16 protein-coding genes are annotated in these 19,169 nt (G+C 62.1%); 4 read left to right on the forward strand and 12 right to left on the reverse strand.

Going from position 1 to position 19,169, the window contains the following annotated elements:
* Nucleotides 1-24 precede the first annotated feature (24 nt).
* From DENOEST_RS15750 to DENOEST_RS15780, 7 genes are all read right to left on the reverse strand, one after another.
* Nucleotides 25-1,692: an FAD-binding protein gene (locus DENOEST_RS15750; RefSeq protein ID WP_145771534.1), complete on the reverse strand. Its 1,668-nt coding sequence runs from the start codon at nt 1,690-1,692 to the stop codon at nt 25-27.
* A gap of 44 nt (nt 1,693-1,736) precedes the next feature.
* Complete coding sequence (locus DENOEST_RS15755) at nt 1,737-2,753, reverse strand: quinone oxidoreductase family protein (protein WP_145771535.1); 1,017 nt, start codon at nt 2,751-2,753, stop codon at nt 1,737-1,739.
* Between the two features lie 42 nt (nt 2,754-2,795).
* Nucleotides 2,796-3,260 carry a nuclear transport factor 2 family protein gene (locus DENOEST_RS15760; RefSeq protein WP_145771536.1) on the reverse strand — a complete coding sequence of 155 codons (465 nt, stop codon included), beginning with the start codon at nt 3,258-3,260 and terminating at the stop codon, nt 2,796-2,798.
* 204 nt (nt 3,261-3,464) lie between these two features.
* A complete protein-coding gene (locus tag DENOEST_RS15765; protein ID WP_197970640.1) occupies nt 3,465-4,895 on the reverse strand; it encodes a coniferyl aldehyde dehydrogenase in 1,431 nt (476 codons plus the stop codon).
* A 195-nt stretch (nt 4,896-5,090) separates the two neighbouring features.
* Nucleotides 5,091-5,789 (reverse strand): molecular chaperone TorD family protein, encoded by a 699-nt coding sequence (locus DENOEST_RS15770; RefSeq protein ID WP_145771538.1) that lies wholly within the window; start codon nt 5,787-5,789, stop codon nt 5,091-5,093.
* A gap of 5 nt (nt 5,790-5,794) precedes the next feature.
* Nucleotides 5,795-6,877, reverse strand: coding sequence for a Zn-dependent alcohol dehydrogenase (locus tag DENOEST_RS15775; protein ID WP_145771539.1), 1,083 nt, complete (start codon nt 6,875-6,877; stop codon nt 5,795-5,797).
* Between the two features lie 52 nt (nt 6,878-6,929).
* A complete protein-coding gene (locus DENOEST_RS15780; protein WP_170228249.1) occupies nt 6,930-7,565 on the reverse strand; it encodes a TetR/AcrR family transcriptional regulator in 636 nt (211 codons plus the stop codon).
* Between the two features lie 186 nt (nt 7,566-7,751).
* Here DENOEST_RS15780 and DENOEST_RS15785 point away from each other — a divergent pair, with 186 nt between their 5' ends.
* The 4 genes from DENOEST_RS15785 (at nt 7,752) to DENOEST_RS15800 (ending at nt 11,740) form a co-directional block, all read left to right on the forward strand.
* Nucleotides 7,752-8,522, forward strand: coding sequence for an SDR family NAD(P)-dependent oxidoreductase (locus DENOEST_RS15785; RefSeq protein ID WP_145771541.1), 771 nt, complete (start codon nt 7,752-7,754; stop codon nt 8,520-8,522).
* A gap of 35 nt (nt 8,523-8,557) precedes the next feature.
* Nucleotides 8,558-10,351 carry a long-chain-acyl-CoA synthetase gene (locus DENOEST_RS15790; RefSeq protein WP_145771542.1) on the forward strand — a complete coding sequence of 598 codons (1,794 nt, stop codon included), beginning with the start codon at nt 8,558-8,560 and terminating at the stop codon, nt 10,349-10,351.
* 13 nt (nt 10,352-10,364) lie between these two features.
* Complete coding sequence (locus DENOEST_RS15795) at nt 10,365-10,859, forward strand: nuclear transport factor 2 family protein (RefSeq protein WP_170228250.1); 495 nt, start codon at nt 10,365-10,367, stop codon at nt 10,857-10,859.
* A 107-nt stretch (nt 10,860-10,966) separates the two neighbouring features.
* A complete protein-coding gene (locus DENOEST_RS15800) occupies nt 10,967-11,740 on the forward strand; it encodes a glucose 1-dehydrogenase (RefSeq protein ID WP_145771544.1) in 774 nt (257 codons plus the stop codon).
* Nucleotides 11,741-11,965: 225 nt separating this feature from the next.
* On the opposite strand, the gene DENOEST_RS15805 is transcribed toward DENOEST_RS15800, so the two are convergent.
* The 5 genes from DENOEST_RS15805 to DENOEST_RS15825 form a co-directional block, all read right to left on the reverse strand.
* Nucleotides 11,966-12,742, reverse strand: coding sequence for an SDR family NAD(P)-dependent oxidoreductase (locus DENOEST_RS15805; RefSeq protein WP_145771556.1), 777 nt, complete (start codon nt 12,740-12,742; stop codon nt 11,966-11,968).
* A gap of 1 nt (nt 12,743) precedes the next feature.
* Nucleotides 12,744-13,994 (reverse strand): cytochrome P450, encoded by a 1,251-nt coding sequence (locus DENOEST_RS15810; protein WP_145771545.1) that lies wholly within the window; start codon nt 13,992-13,994, stop codon nt 12,744-12,746.
* 243 nt (nt 13,995-14,237) lie between these two features.
* Complete coding sequence (locus tag DENOEST_RS15815) at nt 14,238-16,661, reverse strand: TonB-dependent receptor (protein ID WP_145771546.1); 2,424 nt, start codon at nt 16,659-16,661, stop codon at nt 14,238-14,240.
* Between the two features lie 84 nt (nt 16,662-16,745).
* Nucleotides 16,746-17,843, reverse strand: a complete 1,098-nt coding sequence (locus DENOEST_RS15820; protein WP_170228251.1) for a DUF1214 domain-containing protein — start codon at nt 17,841-17,843, stop codon at nt 16,746-16,748.
* A 101-nt stretch (nt 17,844-17,944) separates the two neighbouring features.
* Nucleotides 17,945-19,147 (reverse strand): sulfotransferase family protein, encoded by a 1,203-nt coding sequence (locus DENOEST_RS15825; RefSeq protein WP_183148272.1) that lies wholly within the window; start codon nt 19,145-19,147, stop codon nt 17,945-17,947.
* Between the last annotated feature and the right edge of the window lie 22 nt (nt 19,148-19,169).

A 19,169-nucleotide genomic window follows, 5' to 3' on the forward strand; every position in this document is an offset into this window, starting at 1 on the left:
GGGCCGCGAGGAACGGGCCGGTCCCTAGGGCAAAGCGTCCCTCCGTTCCAGGGAGGTGGCTCCGTGACGTCCGGCCCGGCGACCGCTGTAAATGCAGTCCGCCAGGGAGAGTCCGCTGATGTAGGTATGGGAGCAGATGCCGACCGCGCTACGCCCCGCCGCATATAGCCCGGCAATGGTGCTGCCGTCGCTCCGCAGCACCTGACCACTGGATTCATCCACCCTCAGGCCGCCCAGGGTCAGGAAAAAGCAGGGATTGCCCGGCGCGCCGATGCTCACATCCACGGCATGCCAGGGCCCGCCGGAAAGCACGCTGCGATAGGCCGCCGGCTTGCGGAACTCGTCCTCCATGCCGGCCTCGATGCGCTGGTTATACCCGGCCACCGTGGCGTCCAGGGCGGACGGATCAACATCGAGCACCGTCGCCAGGGCCGCCAGGGTCGGCGCCGATGTCCGGCAGCGGTTGAGGTACATCCAGCCCAGGATTTTTTGCACGAAGGGCATTTTCTGCTTCAGGTCGGCACGCACGCTGTCCAGGGTCTTCTGGTCCAGGATCAGCCAGCCCCGCCCGTCCGTCTGTTCAATCATCCGATCGGCCACCGTGGCCCCATACAAGGCCTCGTTGCAGATACGCCTTCCGTTGGGGCCCACCAGCACGGCGTTGAGAAAATGCACAGGAGGCGCATAGAAGCGCCAATAGGTGAGCCGGTCCATCTGGCCGACAGCACCGCCCAGGCCCTGGCCCAGCTGAATGCCGCTGCCATGACACTCCTCGCCCAGGGACATTTGTGAGTAGACCTTGCCCTGGGTCGCCGCTTCCACCATGGCGCGGTTGAAGACGAAGCCGCCGCTGGCAAGCACCACGCCTTTGCGCGCCCGCACCGTGAACACCTCGTCGCTGTCGCCGAAATGGCGCGCCAGGCGGCGGATGGCGCCACCGGTGCCCGGCATCCCCATCATGAAGCTGTTGGCGGCACTATTGATGATCCGGCGCATGCCCCGGGCCAGACCCCCACCGACCCGGCGACAGCGCAGGCCCAGCACCGCCCCCTGGGCGTTCGTCAGCAGTTGGAACACTTCACAGTGATCGAGGACCTCGACCCGCTGCCGCAGACGGCTCTTGATCGTGCCGATCAGGGCCTTCATCAGCCCGTGGCCGGTAGCGTAGCCCCCAGCCTGGGTGATGTGTCCTCGCGGGGCCGGGAATGCCTTGTCCGAAAAAGGCGCATAGGCCTCGTTGCCGGAGTAGTACAGCCCCCACGCGCCGCCGGGGAAGGAATTCTTCTGGGTCATCAGGCGGCTGGAGAAACGTGCCCCCTGCTCTTCCAGCCAGGCCAGGTTGGCGGCGCTCTGGTTGCAGAAATCCCGCAGCGTGGCGTCGGAGACGATGCCAGCCACCTGCTCCTTCAGGTAGTGGAACATGTTGTCGGGATCGTCCTTGACGCCGGCCTCCAACTGCTGGCGCGTGCCACCGCCGGCGTAGACCACGCCGCCGGAAATCGCCGAGGCGCCACCGCCATTGAGCCGGTCCAGCACCAGCACACTGGCCCCCTGGTCCGCCGCCTCTATGGCCGCCGCCCCACCGGCGGCGCCCAGGCCCACGACAACGACATCCGCCGTCCGGTCCCAGACGTTGGAATCCGCCACGACGGCGGGTGCCTCGACAAAATCAAAAGTGTTGCGCGCTTTCATCCGTCAAGCCTCATTTAGTCACAGATCACTGGGTTGCGGCTGCGTTATGCGCCGATCTTGAGAAGAATCTTGCCCTTGAAGTGCCCCTGCTCGACTTCATCATGGGCCTGGGCGACCTCCTCGAGGGGCAGCACCTTGTAGGGCGGCACTTTTATCTTGCCGCTGGCAACCCCCGCCACCACTTGGCGGAAACCTTCCACCTGGAACAGCGGGGTGCCGACGTGTACCGTCTGGCTGATGTTGTCCACGATTTTCACATTCCGCCGCGCCGCCAATTCGGCGTCATAGCCGTCCACATCCTTGATCAGGGTCTGGATGCAGGCGATGATCCCGCCCGGTTTCACCATCTCCGGCGTATTCGCTGGCAGGCTGCCCAACCCGACTGCATCGATGACACAGTCGACGCCCTCCGGCACCCAGGCACGGAGCGAGTCGAGAACATCCTCCCGTGTGTAATCGATCAGCTTGTCGATGCCGTAGCCACGCAAACGCATCAGGTTCCCAGTGCTACAGGTTGCGGCAACTTTCGCCCCCAGCAATTTCAGGAACTGCACGCCGAAGGTGCCGACACTGCCCGCGCCACCGTTGAACAGCACCACGTCGCCCGGCTTGACCTTGGCCACGTCGATAATCGTGCTGGCGGCGCTGGCGGCGGCGATCGGAATGGTCGCCCCCTCTTCGAAGGACAGATGATCGGGGAGCTTCACTGCCCGCACTGCCGGCGTGCAGCAATACTCCCCATAGGTGCCGCGCAAGCCCAATTGCAGGCCCATGCCGGACAGCGCCGCCACACGATCGCCCGGGGTGAAGTCGGCGACACCCGTGCCCACCGCCTCGACGACGCCCGCCACATCCATGCCGAGGATCATGGGGAAACCATCGGCGCCGACCCGGTCGAGCAAGCCGGCGCGGATTTTCCAGTCTGCCGGATTGACACTGGCGTAGCGCGCGCGGATCAGCAGCTGCCCCGATCCCGGCTCGGGCCTGTCGGCCAGGCGTATCCGCATCACGTTGGAGGGACCGAATTCGTCGATCATCACCGCCCGCATCTGCTTAGGCATTCTTCTCTCCTCGATTGCTGGTCATCAACGGCGACGTAGGGATCAATCCCGCCCAACGATATCGGCCGGTCCTGCGCTGAAGAACGTGACATAGCGCCGATGCTGAATGCGCCAGCCCTCGACCGTAGAGACCCAGGAATCGTTGTACTGGCCCCAGGTGCTCCATATCTGCCCCTGGAGCCTGCCGACGCCCTCATGGACCGCGTAGAAATTGGACTGGCTTTCAACACCGTCATCCGGGGCCACAAAAACCCGGACATTCAGAATGTTGTGCTGGCTGGGGCCGCAGTTGGAGCCTGCTCCCAGATGCTGCTCCATGGACTGGATCAGCTCATCGCAACTCCGATGCCCCCTGCCTTGCCCATAGTCTCCACTGGCAGAAGACGCGAAAGCCTCGGACAGCCGAGGGAACTGCTTGCTGTCGACCGCGCTGCCGAAGGCAAACAAACGCTCCTGGATCAGGAGCGTCAGCAGCATGCGCTCCCTGTCGGCATCCGTTCCGCGCATTGCCTGGCCCTCCCATGAATTCGTGGCTAGCTTCTATCTTTGACGTCAGCCGGCCTTGCTATGGATAGTGCAGCTACGTCCCCTTTAGGAAACACTGATTAAGTCCGTCACACCGGCGAAAGCCGGTGTCCAGTTTTTTGATCTTCCTGGATTCCGGCCTTCGCCGGAATGACGCCTTGAGACTTGATAAGCGTTTCCTTTATCTCACTTCATGAAACGCTCGACCCCCGCCCTGAATTTCGGGCCATAGGGGGCCCGCATGCCGAACAGGCTCATCAGGTCCACCCGGGTCTGGCGGAAGATCGACTTGGCGTGGGAGAACTGGCGGAAGCCGTCGCGGCCGTGATAGGCCCCCATGCCGCTGGGACCGACGCCACCGAAGGGCAGGTTCTCGCAGGCGGCATGGGCGCCGATGTCGTTGATCGCCACGCCGCCGGAGATCGTGCCTTTCAACACCCGTTCCACCTCCGGGCCGGAAGCGGGACCGAAGTAGTAGAGGGCCAAGGGCCGGTCATGGCGGTTGATGTAGGCGATGACTTCGTCCATCTGGCGGTAGGTCTTGATCGGCAGCAAGGGGCCGAAGATCTCCTCCCGCATGATCAGACGCTCATCGTCCGGGTTGATGAACAGGCGCGGCATCATCTTGTGCTGGCCTTCGGGCTGGGCAGCGAAGGACTCGCCGGCCGGATTGATGTCCACGCACTTGACGCCGGCCGCCAGCGCGTCGTCCACATAGCGGCTGAGACGGTCGAAGTGGCGCTTGTTGACGATCGAGGTGTAGTCCGGGTTCGTCAACAGCGTGGGGAAGAGCTTCGCCACCGTCTGCTGAAGAGTCTTGATCGTCTCCTCCAGGCACTCCTCCGGCACCAGCAGATAATCCGCGTTGATGCAGGTCTGCCCGGCGTTGGACAGCTTGAAGTCCACGATCTTCACGGCTGCGTCGGCGAGATCGGCCTCGCGGCTGATGATTACCGGCGACTTACCGCCCAGTTCCAGGGTCAGGGGCACCAGGTTCTTCGCCGCCGCCGCCATCACATGCTTGGCGATGGCACCGGCACCGGTGAACACCAGGTGGTCAAAGGGCAATTCGGCGAAGGCCGCGCTCACCTCGGCGCCGCCGGTGGCCACGGCTATTTCCTTCTCATCGAAATAGCGGGGAAACAGCGCGGCGAGTTGGTCGGCAACACGGGGCGTGAATTCGGAGGGCTTCACCATCGCCCGGTTACCGGCAGCCAGGGCGCCGATCAGGGGGCCCATGGCCAGGTAGATGGGAAAGTTCCAGGGCACGATCACGCCCACGGACCCGAGGGGCTGGTACTGGATCCAGGCCCGCCCGCCGAGCAGTGTCTGCAGCAAGGGAATGGGCCGTTTTTCGTCCCGCATCCATGCCTCGATATGCTTGTGCGTGGCGCGCACCTCGGCGATGGGCACCGCGATCTCGGTCAGGCGTGCGTGCTCCATGGAACGGTGACCGAAGTCGGCGCAGAGGGAGTCCAACAGCACCTGCTGGTTTTCCCGCAGCAGGGCCGCCAGGCGGTCGAGGCGGTCGAGGCGGGTCTTGGCGTCCGGCAGACCGCCGGCCAGGAAATCGGCCTTCTGGCGATCCAGGATCTGCCGCATTTGATCCGGTGTCATTGCAATGCTCCTATGCATGCCGGCCAGGCCGGAAGCGAAAATGAAAGACTTCGATAAAGAACCGCGCCGGCTGACCGGAAAGGCAGCAAAAACGCCCGCACCCGCCCATCCGCACCCGCACGGGGGAGGTGCCTGATTTGGCTCCCTTTGCTCGCAATTCCACGATCTGTCACAACCCGAGTTGCAAGAGAAGGATCAGATTCCGCCAAAGGGCAGGTCGCCAGAAGGCTTGAGGGATGCCGCACCATGCAGCGCTTCCAGTCGTGCCAGTTCCCGGTTCAGCAGGCGCTCCAGCAGTTGGGTCAGCACCATGAACAGGGGGTCGGGCTGCATCGGCTCCAGCTTGGCTGCCATCAGGGGAATCCAGCGCCCCGGATGGCGGGCGATGAAGTCCCGCTGGGCAAGCTGACAGGCGGCAGCGGATTCACCCCGGGCCGTCAGTTGATGTTCGCCGTAGGCAAGGAAATGCAGGAAATTCAATTCGGTGGTGATGTGGTCCGGCAGTTCCTTGTTGTCTTCGGTCAGGGTCAGTCCGAAATGGTTGTAGAAGCGCACCGCTTCTTCCATGACCTTCATCTGGGGGCCCTGCTGCAAGCCTCCATTGAGGGAACAGCCAGTACCATGGGCACCGGCATCGAAAAGCCGGGTGTATTCCACTGCCAGCGCATCCTCCGTAGCCTCGGCATCGTGTAGCGGGGAAAGATCCAGTCCCAGGCACAAGCCTTTGTCCAGGGCGAAGCACAGGTTTTGCAACTGTTGCCTCAGGGCGCCGCTCCTGATACTTTCCACCAGGTCCGCATCCGGATAGCCGAAACATTCCCCCAGCAGGCCGTACAGATAGCTGACCAGGGCCGCCGGTGAAGATGCCCGGTCCACGAATTCCATCTCAGCCATGGCATTCAAAATACGATCACTCCCCGGGCGTTGAGGCCGGCCTTCAGGTCCTCGAAGGCCTGGGGCGCTTCGTCGATACGGTAGGTGCGGGTGATCATGGCGTCCAGGTCCAGGCGCTTGGCCAGGTAGAGTTCCAGCAGGTTGGGCATGTCCACCTTGAAGTTGGTGTTGCCGTACATGCAGCCCACCACGGTCTTGGCGTCAGCGGAGAAGCCGCAGGCATTGAGGGGGAAGCTCTCGGTGTAATGGCCGATGCCGATCACACAGACGGTGCCGCCGCGCCGTGTCGCGGCGTAGGCCTGCTCCATCACCGGCACCTTGCCCGTCACCTCGAAGCTGTAGTCGACGCCCCAGCCGCCGGTCAATTCCTTGATCGCCGCGACGGGATCGTCCTTGGCATTCACCGTGTGGGTGGCGCCGAAATGGCGGGCGTATTCCAGTTTGGAGTCCAGCATATCCACGGCGATGATGCGCTTGGCGCCCACCAGTCGCGCCCCCTGGATCGCCGACAGACCGACGCCGCCGCAGCCGAACACCGCCACCGTGGCGCCGGACCTGACCTTGGCGGTATTGGCCACGGCGCCGACACCGGTCATCACGCTGCAGCCCACCAGGGCCGCCCGATCCAGGGGAATGCCACGATCGATCTTCATCGCGCTGATGGCCGGCACCACGGCATATTCCGCCATGCAGCCGAGCATCGCCATGGCCCCGATATCCCGGCTGCCCAGATGCAGGCGGGAACTACCGTCGAGCATCCGTCCCTCGGGGGAGCCGGCTGCGCAGAGGTGGGGTTCGTGGTGATCGCAGAAAAAGCATTCGCCGCAGGCGGGAATGAAGGACAGCACCACAGGGTCCCCCACCGCCAGGGAGCTGACACCGGGGCCCACGGCCTGCACCACCCCCGCGCCCTCATGGCCCAGCACCAGGGGCACGGGCATCGGAATCGTGCCGTTGAGCACGGAAACGTCGGTATAGCAGACGCCCGCCGCCGCCATCTTGACCATCACCTCGCCAGCGCGAGGCGGGTCCAGGGTAACGTCCTCGATACTCAGTTTTCCATAATCCAGGGCAAGGGCAGCTTTCATGGGTAACCTTTCAGACACAGTTTTGGCGCAGGCGGCGCCAGGGAAGTCGTGATCAGGACTCGGGAACCAGCATCTGCACGATGCTTTGCTTCAGGGCAGCGATCTCGCTCTTGAACGTCGGCCGCCGGTGGGTGATGAGACGCATCAGGGACAGCCCCTGCAAAGTCGCCAAGGTGAAATTCCGCGCTGTGTCCAGCTTCGCCGGCGGAATGTCGAATTCGCCGAAGAACTTGTCCCAGACGATCTTCATCTGTTTGTAGGACAGGTCTTCCTGCTGACCAATGATCTTTGCGTTGCTGCTGGCCCGGTTATAGATGATCAGTTCGTTGAAGGCGAAGGCCGAGGGTTCGTTGATGTACGTCCAAGTTACGTCGATCAGGGCGTCAATCCGCTCTGGAGGCGTGGGCCCAGCCTTCTTCAGGGCCGCCTCGAGGAGATTGCGGTACCTCTCGGCATTGCGCTCCACCACGGCGAACAGCACGGAGTCCTTGTCGCCAAACTGGTGGGCGATCGCCCCCCAGGTGACGCCCGAACGGGCCGCAATCCTGGCTGCGGTGGTGTTGTGCAGACCCTCCTCGACGATGCAATCGATGGCTGCCTGGATCACTTTTTCCCGGGTGGTGGCGCTGCGTTCTTCCTGGGTGCGACGGCGGCTGACTGGGCGCTTTTCCGCTTCCGATGTACTCATTCTTGCTCCAAGCTGATCAATGAACATTGCAAGCGGTCGATTGTAAACTGGCGCCATGGCTGGAACGCCCCCCCGGCCCGGTACTTCCTGTTGCTCGGGCAATGAAACACCATGCTATACTCGCCAAATAAACAAAGCAAGTGATCGGGATGTTTTTATAGCGGGCACGGAGGAGGAGATTTCATAATGAATACCACACAACAACTTTTCGATCTGACCGGCAAGGTCGCCCTCGTTACCGGCGGCAGCCGCGGCCTGGGCAAGGCCATCGCCCTGGGTTTCGCCACAGCCGGCGCCGACGTGATCGTCACCAGCCGTACCCTGCCCTCCCTCCAGGAAGTCGCTGGCCAGATCGAGGCCATGGGGCGCCGCTCCCTGGCGGTGGCCTGCGACGTGGGCCAGTGGGCAGAAGTGGATCGCCTGGTGGACACAGTCTATGAAAAGTTCGGCCGCTGCGACGTGCTGGTCAACAACGCAGGTATCGTCCAGACCATGACGCCCCTGACCCAGACCAGCGAGGAAATGTTCGACCGCTTCTATGGCGTTAACACCAAGGGACCCATGCACCTGGCGGCGGCGGTAGCCAACCGCATGATCCCCGCCGGCGGAGGCAGCATCGTCAACATCGTCACCATGGGCGGCCTGCGCCCCTCCGGCTACCTGGCCATGTACTGCTCCAGCAAGGCAGCCTTGATCGCCCTGACCCGCAGCATGGCGGACGAATGGTCAATCCAGGGCGTGCGCGTCAATGCCATCGCGCCGGGCCCATTCCTGACCGAGATGCTGGAGGATCTGGCGTCCCAGCAAGAGGGGTTCCTCGAGTATTGCGAGAACGTGACCATGCTGAAACGCGCCGGGCAGCCCGAGGAAATCGTCGGCCCTGCACTGTTCCTCGCCAGCCAGGCGTCGAGCTATATGACCGGCCAGACCATTTCCGTCTGCGGCGGCGCCATTTAATACCTTTCCATCTCCCTATCCAGGAACGCCAACCCATGGTGACCCGCGAAGAAACCCAGGCCCGGATGGACATCATCTCGGCCGGGATGATGAAACACACCCCCGAGCAGACCTACACCGTGGCCGACCGGCTGGAGGAATGGGCCGAGCGCACTCCCGACAGTCCTTTCCTGGTCTGGAACGACCAGTCCCTGAGCTACGGCGAGGTCAACGCCCGGGCCAACCGCTACGCCCACTTCGCCCTGGCCCAGGGGCTACGCCCCGGCAACGTGGCGGCCCTGCTGATGGAAAACCGCCCGGAATTCCTGTTCATCTGGTTTGCCCTGGCCAAGATCGGCTGCGTCTCCGCGCTGATCAACAACCAGATCAGCGGTGACGCCCTGCGCCATGCCCTGTCCACCACCGGTAGCCAGCGACTGTTCGTCGGCACGGAATGCCTGGGGCGCCTGGCTCCCACACCGGACATTCCGGAAACCCTGGTCACCTACGCGATCCCCGACGGGCAAACCCGGGATATCCCCGCCTCGTGCACCGTTCTCGAGCAACAACTGGCAGCCCAACCCTCCACCAACCCGGACCGGACCCTGCGGGACGGCGTGATTGGCCAGAGTGTGCTGTGCCTGGTGTTCACTTCGGGCACCACCGGGCTGCCCAAGGCGGCCAAGGTCACCCAGGCCCGCTGGCTGGGGGTTGGCGAAGGCTGGCGCGCCTTCCTCGGTCTGGGCCAGGATGACGTTTTCTACTGCGTCCTGCCCCTCTACCATGTGGCGGCACTGATGTCCCTGCTGTCAAACGCCATGGCCTCTGGCGGCAGTGTCCTGCTGCGGCCCCGCTTCAGCGCCAGTCGCTTCTGGCAGGATGTGCGCCAGTATGGCGTCACGGTGGCCCAGTACAGCGGTGAGCTGTGCCGCTACCTGTACAACCAGCCGCCCCGGCCCGACGACCGGGACCACAAGCTGAAGGTCATGACCGGCTCGGGTCTCAGCCCGGCGATCTGGCAAGCCTTCCAGGACCGCTTTGGCGTCACCCAGATGATCGAGGGCTACGGCGGCACGGAACTCAACGTCGGCATGATGAACATCGACAACCGCATCGGCTCCTGCGGCCGCATTCCCTTCCGTGACCGCAGCAATGCCCGGCTGGTGAAGTACGACCGGGACAACGACTGCCACCTGCGCAACCCGGACGGCACCCTGATCGAATGTGGGACCAACGAGGTGGGGGAGATGCTGGGCATGATCCTCAACCTGCCTGGCATCACCGGCGGCCGCTTCGACGGCTACACCGATCCGGAGGCGACCGAGAAAAAGATTCTGCGCAACGTGTTTCAGCCCGGCGACGCCTGGATGCGCACGGGAGACCTGTTCCGTCGCGACGAGGACGACTACTACTATTTCGTGGATCGGGTAGGTGACACCTTCCGCTGGAAGAGCGAGAACGTTTCCACCTCCGAGGTGACCAATGCCCTGGACAGCCAGCCAGGACTGGAAACCATCACGGTCTATGGCGTTGCCATTCCCGGACAGGAAGGACGGGCGGGGATGGTCACCGTGGTGATGCAGCCTGGCCATCAACTCGACCCGGCGGGCTTTTACCGTCTCGCCCAGAACACGCTGCCCAGCTACGCGATTCCGGTCTTCGTCCGCGTCAAGGCCGATGCCGACATCACCGCCACCTTCAAGCTGCGCAAGGTGGACTTGCAGAAACTGGGCTATGCCCCGGTTGCCGGGGACGAACTGTACGTGGCCGATGCCGCCGCCGGGTGTTACGTCCCGCTCACGGAAGAAAACCTTTCCCGTCTGGGCATTCCGCCCCAGCCGAAGACTTGAAGAAACCCGCACCATGACGACAGAAGACCAGGAACGGCGGCTCCGGGCCATCGAGGACCGCTTCGCGATCCTCGACCTGGAGGCCGAGTATGCCTATGCCTGGGATCTTGGAACGCCCCGGCAATGGGCCGAAGTGTTTACCGGGGACGGCATCTTCGAGATGCTGCCAACCGGCCACACGCCACACACACGGATCGAGGGCCGGACAGCCCTGGAGAACTTCTGCACCCATATCCGCCAGCAGTGGTCGGGGCTCCACTACATGCACCCCCCGCACCTGAAGATCGAGGGGGATAGTGCCGAGTCGGTGATTTTCTTCGAATTCCGCCACGTCATGCGGTCGGACACGCAAGTGCGCCAGGGAGTCACGGCCGGCTACTACCGCACCCGCTATCGCCGCACCCGGGAAGGCTGGCGCATGGAGGAGCGGATCGAGCAGGCCATCGGCGAAGACCTCCAGTTGTCCTATCCCGGGACATTCACGGTCACAGCGGGAAACCGTTCATGAACCACCCCGCTCCGGGCTTGTCCCGGAGCCAACCAGATCTACGAACCAAATCCTGTGCTTCGCCTGAAGGGCGAGGCTGAGATCCAGTCCATAAAAGGAGTCAGTCCATGTCCAGATTGCAAGGCAAGGTTGCCATTGTCACCGGTGGCGCGCGAGGGATGGGGGAGGCGACGGTTCGCCTGTTTGTGGAAAACGGCGCAAAGGTTGTGATCGGCGATGTGCTCGACAGTGCCGGCGAGGCGCTGGCCAAGGAACTGGGGCCCGATGTCGCCTTCGTTCATCTGGATGTCAGCAAGCAGGCCGACTGGGAAAAGGCGGTGGCCCGGGCCCAGGCCTTCGGCCCTCTCAACGTTCTGGTAAATAATGCGGCGATCCTGAATCCCAAGGCCATCAAGGACATGACCGAGGACGACTATATGTCTGTGATCCGGGTCAACCAACTGGGTACCTTCCTCGGCATCCGATCTGTTCTGGAACCCATGAAGGCCGCCGGCAAAGGCTCCATCATCAATATCTCCTCCATCGACGGCTTTCAGGCCAAGAACGGCCTGGCCGCCTACTCATCCAGCAAGTGGGCGGTGCGCGGCCTGACCAAGGTGGCAGCCATTGAGTTGGGGCCCTATGGCATACGCGTGAACACCGTCCATCCCGGCGGCATCTTCACCGACATGGGGGGCCGTTCCGAGCAGAACCCGGACCCCGCCTCCATGGATGACTTTTACCGCGCCGTGCCTATCCCCCGGGTCGGCCTGCCCCGTGAGGTCGCCTACGTCACCCTATTCCTTGCCACGGACGAGGCCTCCTACACCACCGGCGCCGAGTTTCTGGCCGATGGCGGCTGGGTGGCCGGCATGCGCCACGAAGCGCTCCCCACTTCGTGAGCGGCACGATCCTGGGCAGCCGCTGAGCCCCACCCCGAAACAAGCTCCTGAGCGCCCCCTCGCCCTAGGGAAACACTGATTTATTCGTCACCCCGGCGAAAGCCGGGGTCCAGTTTGTTGATTTTCCTGGATTCCGGCATTCGCCGGAATGACGAGATTGAATTAATCCGCGTCTCCCTGGAGCCGGGTGTTCGGGGCGGAGCCCGTCAGACCTGGGCTGAGGACTCAATCCCGTTGGGAAGAGATGTTGCCTCCATCGACCACAACCTCGGAAGCATTGATGTAACTGGCTTCGTCGGACAGGAGGAAACGCACCACCCGGCCGATTTCCGCCGGTACGCCCATGCGGCCCAGCAGGATGCGCTTCTCGAAGGTTCCCTTGGGAAGCGCGTCCACGGCGGGTTGCAGCATCGGCGTCAGAATCTGTCCGGGAGAAATCGAGTTGATGCGGATGCCGTCGTCTCCCAGGCGGTCCGCCAGGGAGCGCACCAGGGACAGCACCCCGCCCTTGGCGGCGGAATAAATCGGATTGATCCGATTGCCCAGAGTGGCGTTGATGGAAGCGAAGGCCACCACCGCCGAGCCCGGATTGGCCTTCAGATCCTGATACAAGGCCTGCACCAAAAGCGCCACCGGACGCAGATGGATGTTGATGCCCCGGTCCCAGTTCTCCGGCGTCACCCCTTCCAGGGAGCCGGTATCGACAATACCCGCCGCATGCACCAGGCCGCCGAGGGAGCCCAGGGCCTGGCGGGATTGATCGATCGCCGCGACGTACCGGTCGGGATCGCCAATATCCAGGCCGATGCCGATGCTGGCCACACCGTACTCGGTGCGGATCTCGTCGGCCACGGCCGCCGCCCGGTCCCCGTTGATGTCCCAGATCGCCACCGGCCTGCCGACAGCGGCCAGGGCATGGGCGGAGGCCCGACCCAGGCCGGAAGCACCGCCGGTGATGATGACGCCAGTGTGGGGCGAGGACAGGCTGGGTTGCATGTTCATGTCAGTGAGTGATTTCATAGTGGAGAGGTAGGCTCTTGTAGCCGCCGATCAGGTTGGACTGGATGAGTTTGGGGTCGCCCGCAAACTCGACGTGGCGCAAGCGTGGAATCAGCCTGCCGAAAAAGGCGTCCATCTCCGCCAGGGCCAGTTGCCGGCCCACGCAGCTATGGATGCCAAAACCGAAGGCCACATGGCCGTCGACCTTTCGGTCCACACGGAACCGATCAGGATCTTCAAAGCACGCATCGTCCCGATTTCCCGAAGCGTAAAACAGGGCCACGGCATCGCCGGCCTTGATGGTGGCATCGTGGAAGGAAAAATCCTCGGTGGCGGTACGCATGAAATGCTTCACCGGAGTCACCCAGCGGCACATCTCCCCACTAGCGTTGCGCAGCAGCGCCGGTGTCGGCTGCCGCAATTTCTCCCGCTCGGCCGGATTCTCGACCAGAGCGTGCATGCCCCCGGTGATGGCGCCCGAGGTCGTATCGTGGCCGGCGGTGACCATGATCAGGTAGTAGGAGAGGGCTTCCAGGGTATCGATGGGCTTGCCGTCGATCTCAGCCGTGGCGATGGCGCTGGCCAGATCGTCGCCGGGATGGGCCCGGCGCTCGACCAGCAGCCGCCCCAGGTACTCGAAAAACTCGGGAACGGCATCCGTGCCCCCCAGGTCCGAACGCTGCAGATCCGGGTCACTGGCCGATACCAGGTGCTGGGTCAGTTGCAGAAGACGGGGTGCATCTTCCTCGGGAAGATCGAAGAGGGAAAGAATCACATACAGCGGATACCACATCGCCACTTCGGTAGCGAAGTCGCATTGCCCTCCCTGTTTCACCATGCGATCGACGAAACGGTCAGCGATCCGGTCCACCCGCTCCAGTACCTTGCGCAGGCCCGGTCCGACAAACCAGCGGGAAGAAATGTCCCGATACTTGCGGTGATCCGGTTCATCCATGTCGGTGAGAGTACGGACCCCATAACGCTGTCCGCCGAACATGGCGGCTGACGCCGCTTCTGCCTTGCGGGTCTGCAAGGTCAGGCGGGGTTCGTTGATGAAGATTTGGTGGTTCTTTTCGATGGCCTTGATATCCGCATTACGCACCACGGACCAGAAGGGCCGGTAGGGTTCCCGGTCCACCCAGGCAATGGGCATTTCATTTCTCAGCCGGGAAAAATCAGCCTGGAGACGGCGCTCGTTCAAATAGGCCTCGGGGCTGGATATATCGATCTCTGATGGAAGAATGGGAACAGCCATGATGAAACTCCTTGCTCTCTTGGGATGGGGTAGGCCCGTGGTCGGGCTCTGTATCGATGCCTTGTAGTAGCAAGACCCGGCTGGCATCGTTGCCGAATCCGTCTTGTTTCGTTGGCGGCGGTGCCACCAAAAAGACCCGCCCTTGCGGGCGGAAAACTCAGTTGGACAACCGAGGGAAGAATCATTTCCCGGTAAACCCGGATGGCCGGGAACCTGGTCAGACCAGGTTCCCGATACTTCCGATCAATAGTTGTAGATCACGTCGATGCCGTAGGTGCGCGGCTCGCTCCAGGTTGTCACCTGATCGGCACTGGTGTTGGTCAGGTTGAAGTTGTGGTACTTCTTGTCGTTCAGGTTCTTGCCCCACAACGCCACCGTCAGGTCGCCATTGCCCCCCGGCCCAACCTTGATCTGGGACAGGGCGAGACGGCCATTCATCACATCGTATTTCGGCGTCGTGATGAAATTCGCCGATACCGGATTGCTCAGATCGATGGGAGTCGACTGGGAATCCTTGTGGGCAAAGTTCAGATTGGCGTCAAGCTTGCCGGGCAGTCCCAGGTCGGGGAAGCGGTAATCCAGATTGATGGAGTACGACACCTTGGGCACCACCAGCTTGCGCATTCTGGACACGTCGGTTCCAAAGGTCGGGCTGGTGGGGTCCTTGTCCATCCACTTGGCGTACTTATGATCCAACCAGGTAGCACTTGCCGAAACCCGGAACCCCTGACTCACCTGGGCCGTGATGTCCAGCTCCATACCGTTGTATTTGGACGTACCCACGTTCTCGATGGCCCAGACATTGCCCGGATGCACCACGGTCTTCTGCTCGTTCTTGTACTCACTCTGGAACACCGCGCCATTGATCCGCAGACGACGATCCAGGAACTCGCCCTTCATACCCAACTCATAGGAAGTGATGGTCTCCGGGTCGAAGCCCTTGGCAAATCCCGCAGCCGTCCCCTGCTGATCATCAAAGCCACCGGTGACATAGCCCTTGGCAACCTTCAGGTAGGTCATCAAGCCATCATTCCAGTGGTAATTCAAGGACACGGTGGGGGTGGTCTTGGAGAACGAGTTGTCCCCAGCCACGTTGGCGTAGGCCAATGGGTTAGGCACCGAGAACAGCAGGTTGTTCACCCCAGGCGTTGCCGTGGCCGTGTAGAAATAGGACTCGCCCCGCTGATTCATGCCAACTGCCTGACGGTGATCCCGGGTGTAGCGTATCCCGGGTACCACTTCCAGTTTCCGGCTGAGAATGTCAGGCCGCCAGGAGAATTGACCGAACAAGGCCCAAGTGGAGTTCCTGGCCGTCACGGAACGGTGCTCCAGGGTCGCCATATCGACGCCAATATCTGCCGGGTTGAAGGTACTGAGGAACAACGCATCGGGCACGGTAAAGAAAATGCCAGGGCCCTGGGCTTGATGGCCCTTTTCGGAAGACACGTAGACACCCGTGGTGTATTTGAAGTTGTCGCTCACGTCGCCCAGTAACTGGAACTCCTGGGACCAGGATTCGTTGAAAACGACCCAGGGATGACTCTGGCCATCAAAGGGCGTGGTTCCACCCAGGAAGCTAATCGGAAGACCGTCGCTGCGGATCAGATAGGCATCACCGGCGCTGGCCGTATAGAGCACATTGTTCTTGGTATCCACCTTGCGGTAGCCCGTGATCGACCGGAAGGTCAGCTTGGGGTCCACATCCCAGGTCACCGTCAGGTTATGGCCTTCCGCAATATTGCGGTTCTTGGGCATGTTGAACGGCACGTTGAGCGAACTCAGCTTGCTGGTGCTGCAACCATTGATCACCGACGACACACGAGGATCAACCGTGGCCAGGAAGGGCAGGAAGCTGGTGGAACCGAAAGGTACCAGGCATTGGTTGGGAAGATCGATGGAGTCGGTCTGGGCCCTGTCATAGCCGTAGTCCACCATCACGTTGTTGGCTGCTTTCCAGCGCAGGTCCAACCGCCAGGAATCTGTCTTTTTCTCGCCCAGCTTGGGACCACCAGGTGCCGAGTTTTTGACGCCCAGATGGTCACGCTCGCTGTGCAGATAGGATATCTTGGCGGCAAAGTTGTCGGACAGGGGCACATTGACGACGGTCTTGGAGAGCCACTGGCCCCGTTCCGCCACCGTGACCTGCTGCTTGAAGCCGAACCGGCCCAGTTCGGGCTTTACCGTAACGATGTTGATGGCGCCGCCAGTGGCATTGCGCCCGGCCAGCACACCCTGGGGACCCTTCAGTACTTCGATCCGTTCCAGGTCGGCTCCTGCCAGGTTCAGGCCCGCCAGTTGGGTCAGGGCCACGCCATCCAGGTGGATGGCCATGGGGATGGGCACGCTGGTCTGGATCGAGTTGGGCACGATGCCCCGGATCGATGGGTACAGCATCTCACTGCTGCCCGGATAGGTGTCGATGGTCAAGCCCGGCACTGCCGCCCTGATGTCCGAAAGACTGACGATCCCGGCGTTCTCCAGGGCCTTCGAATTCAGCGCCTGAACAGAAATTGGGACGTCCTGGAGATTCTCCGAGCGTTTCTGCGCCGTCACGATCACCTCCTCCAGGGCTGCTCCCTGGGCGTAAGCCAGGGATGGGACACCGGACAGGGCGGCAATCAACAGGGGCAGGGTACGCATCGTGAAGCCATGTTCTATTTTTTTCACTGAATTTCTCCTCTCGATTAATAGGATGGAGCTAACTGCGTTACGTCCAACTGCGTTACAACCTCTTTAAAACGACTGCAAAAATCATTTGGCCAGCTTTACCACCCGGGCCTGGATGTCGGGCACGGGCAACCGGGTGCGGGACCAGCGGAAAATCACCGGGCCTTCCAGATGACCCATGGTGTCCATCCAGTTGGGCAGGCCGGGGTCCTTCGCGGCAATGACGATATTCACGCTGCCGTCTGCCTCGTAACGGACGGTGCGGTTGTTGTAGTGGGAACGATGTTCGGTGTAAGTGAAGGGCTCGAACCAGTAATTGGTCATGGCCATTCCCCAGTAGGGCACATCGGCCGGCTTGAAGCTCAACACCAGGGCTTCGTCCTCGGCCAGACGGAAATAGCCCGAGGAGAAACGATGCCCGATCGGCATCTCCGGGGCTTCCTCCCCGCTGCCCTTCTGTTCCTCTTCAAAGTTGAAGATCTTGTTGGGCGGCGCGGCACGGCGCTGATCGACGATGGCCGCCCAGATATTGATCGAGCGAGCCACATAGGTCGCGGTGCGTTTCATGGCCTGGTTCACCTCCGCCACCGTCAGTGGGGGGCGATCGCCCGTGGCGCCGACGCGCGCGATGTTGAAGGTGGCGTCCCGCGCCTTGCGCCAGTCATGGGAGTACTGGCGAATGTAGAGCACCGTGGCTTCCGGCGTGGTGCGGATCCAGTTGCCCGGCTGGGGATCGGGGGACAGCATCAACTCGTAGCTGCCATCGGGATTCACTTTCAGATCCGCCTCGGTGATCGCTCCCACGACAGTGCTGCCGCTGTCCAGACCGATCTTGCCCGCATAGATGGTGAACTCGATGAAGGGAGCCTCGCCCCGCTGACCGCTGAGCCGATAGGTCTTGCTGCCGTCGATCATGGCCTGGTGATAGTGGGCGTCCGCATTCTCGCCCTCTCCCACCGTCGTCGGCGTCACCAGTTGATAGACCTCGGGATGATCGGTATTGCCGTATTCCAGGCTGGCCTCGAAACCCATGCGGATCATCCGCACCAGCTTGCGCAGGCCCTCGGCCTGGGTCAGTTCATCCTCCGGCGTCGCTTCCCGGGCCAGCACGGCCCCGGCCTGCTTCAATTGATCGCAAAAAGCTTCCCATGCCTGCACACTCGCCTGTTTGGTCGTGCTCATTGACGCGCCTCTCCTAAAATCCAATTGGTTCGCCGGAGCTGGAACGCCGGCATGACATGAGGTAAATATGGCCATCCCCAGGATGGCCAGGTAACAGCGCATCACCCCTCGTTGGGAACGTGGAAGTAATCCTGGTAGAAACCATAGCGCTGCCGCTCCTGGGCGGGATTCACGCCAAATTGTTCCGGCGTGTAGCGGTGGATGCCATGGCGCTCCTTGGGCTTGTTGGCGATGAAGTCGCGCATCTTCTGCTCGGCGGCAGCCGACAAGGGCAGGTCGAAGTGGGCATAAATGCGCTTGACCATCGCCAGCTGGTCCTTCACGAACTCGGAGAACTGCATGTCGAAGGCATTCGCCGCCTTGCCACTCTTTCTGAACTCGACGAAGCGGTGCATGGCCTTCTCCCAGGTCTCACCCCAGAATTCGCCGATCTCCGTATCCTTGATCGAGTCGCTGCCCATGCTGTACGTCATCGAGACGTTCGAGAAAAACGAGGAGGTCAGCTTGATCGGGTCGCGGTGGGTCATGATGATCCGGGCATCCGGATAGACCGACATGATGGCGTCCAGGCCCCAGAAATAGGCGGTACTCTTCAATACCCAGCGCGCCCGTGGATTTTTCCACTGCATGTACTGGAGCTGGCGCTTGTGGGTGCGATACACCGACAGGTTGCTGTCGTTCTCGACCCAGCGCTGATAGGTGGGCGTCCAGAACTGATTGGAGAAGATCTGGGTCTTGAAGTCGAAGGCATTGAGCATCAGACACTCCTGGGCCAGTTGGGCGCCCATTTCATGAATGGCCTGATACTCAGGAATCAATTGCCCAGCGGTCCGCGCCAGATGGGCCTCGCAGTCGGCAATACGCGGGTCCGTTTCGTAGGTGGCCGCTTCCGGTGGCGGCGACATGTAGTTGCATTCCCAGGTCATCGGCACCCGGTTGTCCGGGTCCTGGGCCATCAGATCATGCAGGAAGGTGGAACCCGTGCGGGGCAGACCCATCACGAAGATCGGCTTGACGATCTTCACATCCAGAATCTCCGGATGGCGCTTGATGTCGTCGGTGACTCGCAGCCGATTCGTAAGGTGACGCAAAATCTCGCCGAAGGCGATGATGCGCCCCGTCTTGTTCAGCCGCGCCTCCTCGTTCAGCCCCTTCAGGAACAGCGTGAGTCCCTCCTTCCAATCCGCCTCGTCGCCGAAGTCGGACAGGCCGGTCGCCTCCCGGGCAGCGGCCAGCACGGCCGCCTCCGTCAGTTCCACGTCGGGTACCTGGGCGTAGTCAACAGTCGATTGAGCACTGGTCATGGTGTTTCCTCCTCCTTATATT

Origin of the sequence: Denitratisoma oestradiolicum (genome assembly GCF_902813185.1) — a bacterium.
In the GTDB taxonomy this organism is placed as follows: domain Bacteria; phylum Pseudomonadota; class Gammaproteobacteria; order Burkholderiales; family Rhodocyclaceae; genus Denitratisoma; species Denitratisoma oestradiolicum.

What these genes read in the sequence shown, in the direction of transcription:
- DENOEST_RS15750 (WP_145771534.1), bottom strand. Translation starts at nt 1,692, where the DNA reads ATGAAAGCGCGCAACACTTTTGATTTTGTCGAGGCACCCGCCGTCGTG.
- DENOEST_RS15805 (WP_145771556.1), bottom strand. Translation starts at nt 12,742, where the DNA reads ATGAACATGCAACCCAGCCTGTCCTCGCCCCACACTGGCGTCATCATC.
- DENOEST_RS15775 (WP_145771539.1), bottom strand. Translation starts at nt 6,877, where the DNA reads ATGAAAGCTGCCCTTGCCCTGGATTATGGAAAACTGAGTATCGAGGAC.
- DENOEST_RS15760 (WP_145771536.1), bottom strand. Translation starts at nt 3,260, where the DNA reads ATGCGCGGAACGGATGCCGACAGGGAGCGCATGCTGCTGACGCTCCTG.
- DENOEST_RS15780 (WP_170228249.1), bottom strand. Translation starts at nt 7,565, where the DNA reads ATGAGTACATCGGAAGCGGAAAAGCGCCCAGTCAGCCGCCGTCGCACC.
- DENOEST_RS15800 (WP_145771544.1), top strand. Translation starts at nt 10,967, where the DNA reads ATGTCCAGATTGCAAGGCAAGGTTGCCATTGTCACCGGTGGCGCGCGA.
- DENOEST_RS15755 (WP_145771535.1), bottom strand. Translation starts at nt 2,753, where the DNA reads ATGCCTAAGCAGATGCGGGCGGTGATGATCGACGAATTCGGTCCCTCC.
- DENOEST_RS15810 (WP_145771545.1), bottom strand. Translation starts at nt 13,994, where the DNA reads ATGGCTGTTCCCATTCTTCCATCAGAGATCGATATATCCAGCCCCGAG.
- DENOEST_RS15820 (WP_170228251.1), bottom strand. Translation starts at nt 17,843, where the DNA reads ATGAGCACGACCAAACAGGCGAGTGTGCAGGCATGGGAAGCTTTTTGC.
- DENOEST_RS15765 (WP_197970640.1), bottom strand. Translation starts at nt 4,895, where the DNA reads ATGACACCGGATCAAATGCGGCAGATCCTGGATCGCCAGAAGGCCGAT.
- DENOEST_RS15795 (WP_170228250.1), top strand. Translation starts at nt 10,365, where the DNA reads ATGACGACAGAAGACCAGGAACGGCGGCTCCGGGCCATCGAGGACCGC.
- DENOEST_RS15825 (WP_183148272.1), bottom strand. Translation starts at nt 19,147, where the DNA reads ATGACCAGTGCTCAATCGACTGTTGACTACGCCCAGGTACCCGACGTG.
- DENOEST_RS15785 (WP_145771541.1), top strand. Translation starts at nt 7,752, where the DNA reads ATGAATACCACACAACAACTTTTCGATCTGACCGGCAAGGTCGCCCTC.
- DENOEST_RS15770 (WP_145771538.1), bottom strand. Translation starts at nt 5,789, where the DNA reads ATGGCTGAGATGGAATTCGTGGACCGGGCATCTTCACCGGCGGCCCTG.
- DENOEST_RS15790 (WP_145771542.1), top strand. Translation starts at nt 8,558, where the DNA reads ATGGTGACCCGCGAAGAAACCCAGGCCCGGATGGACATCATCTCGGCC.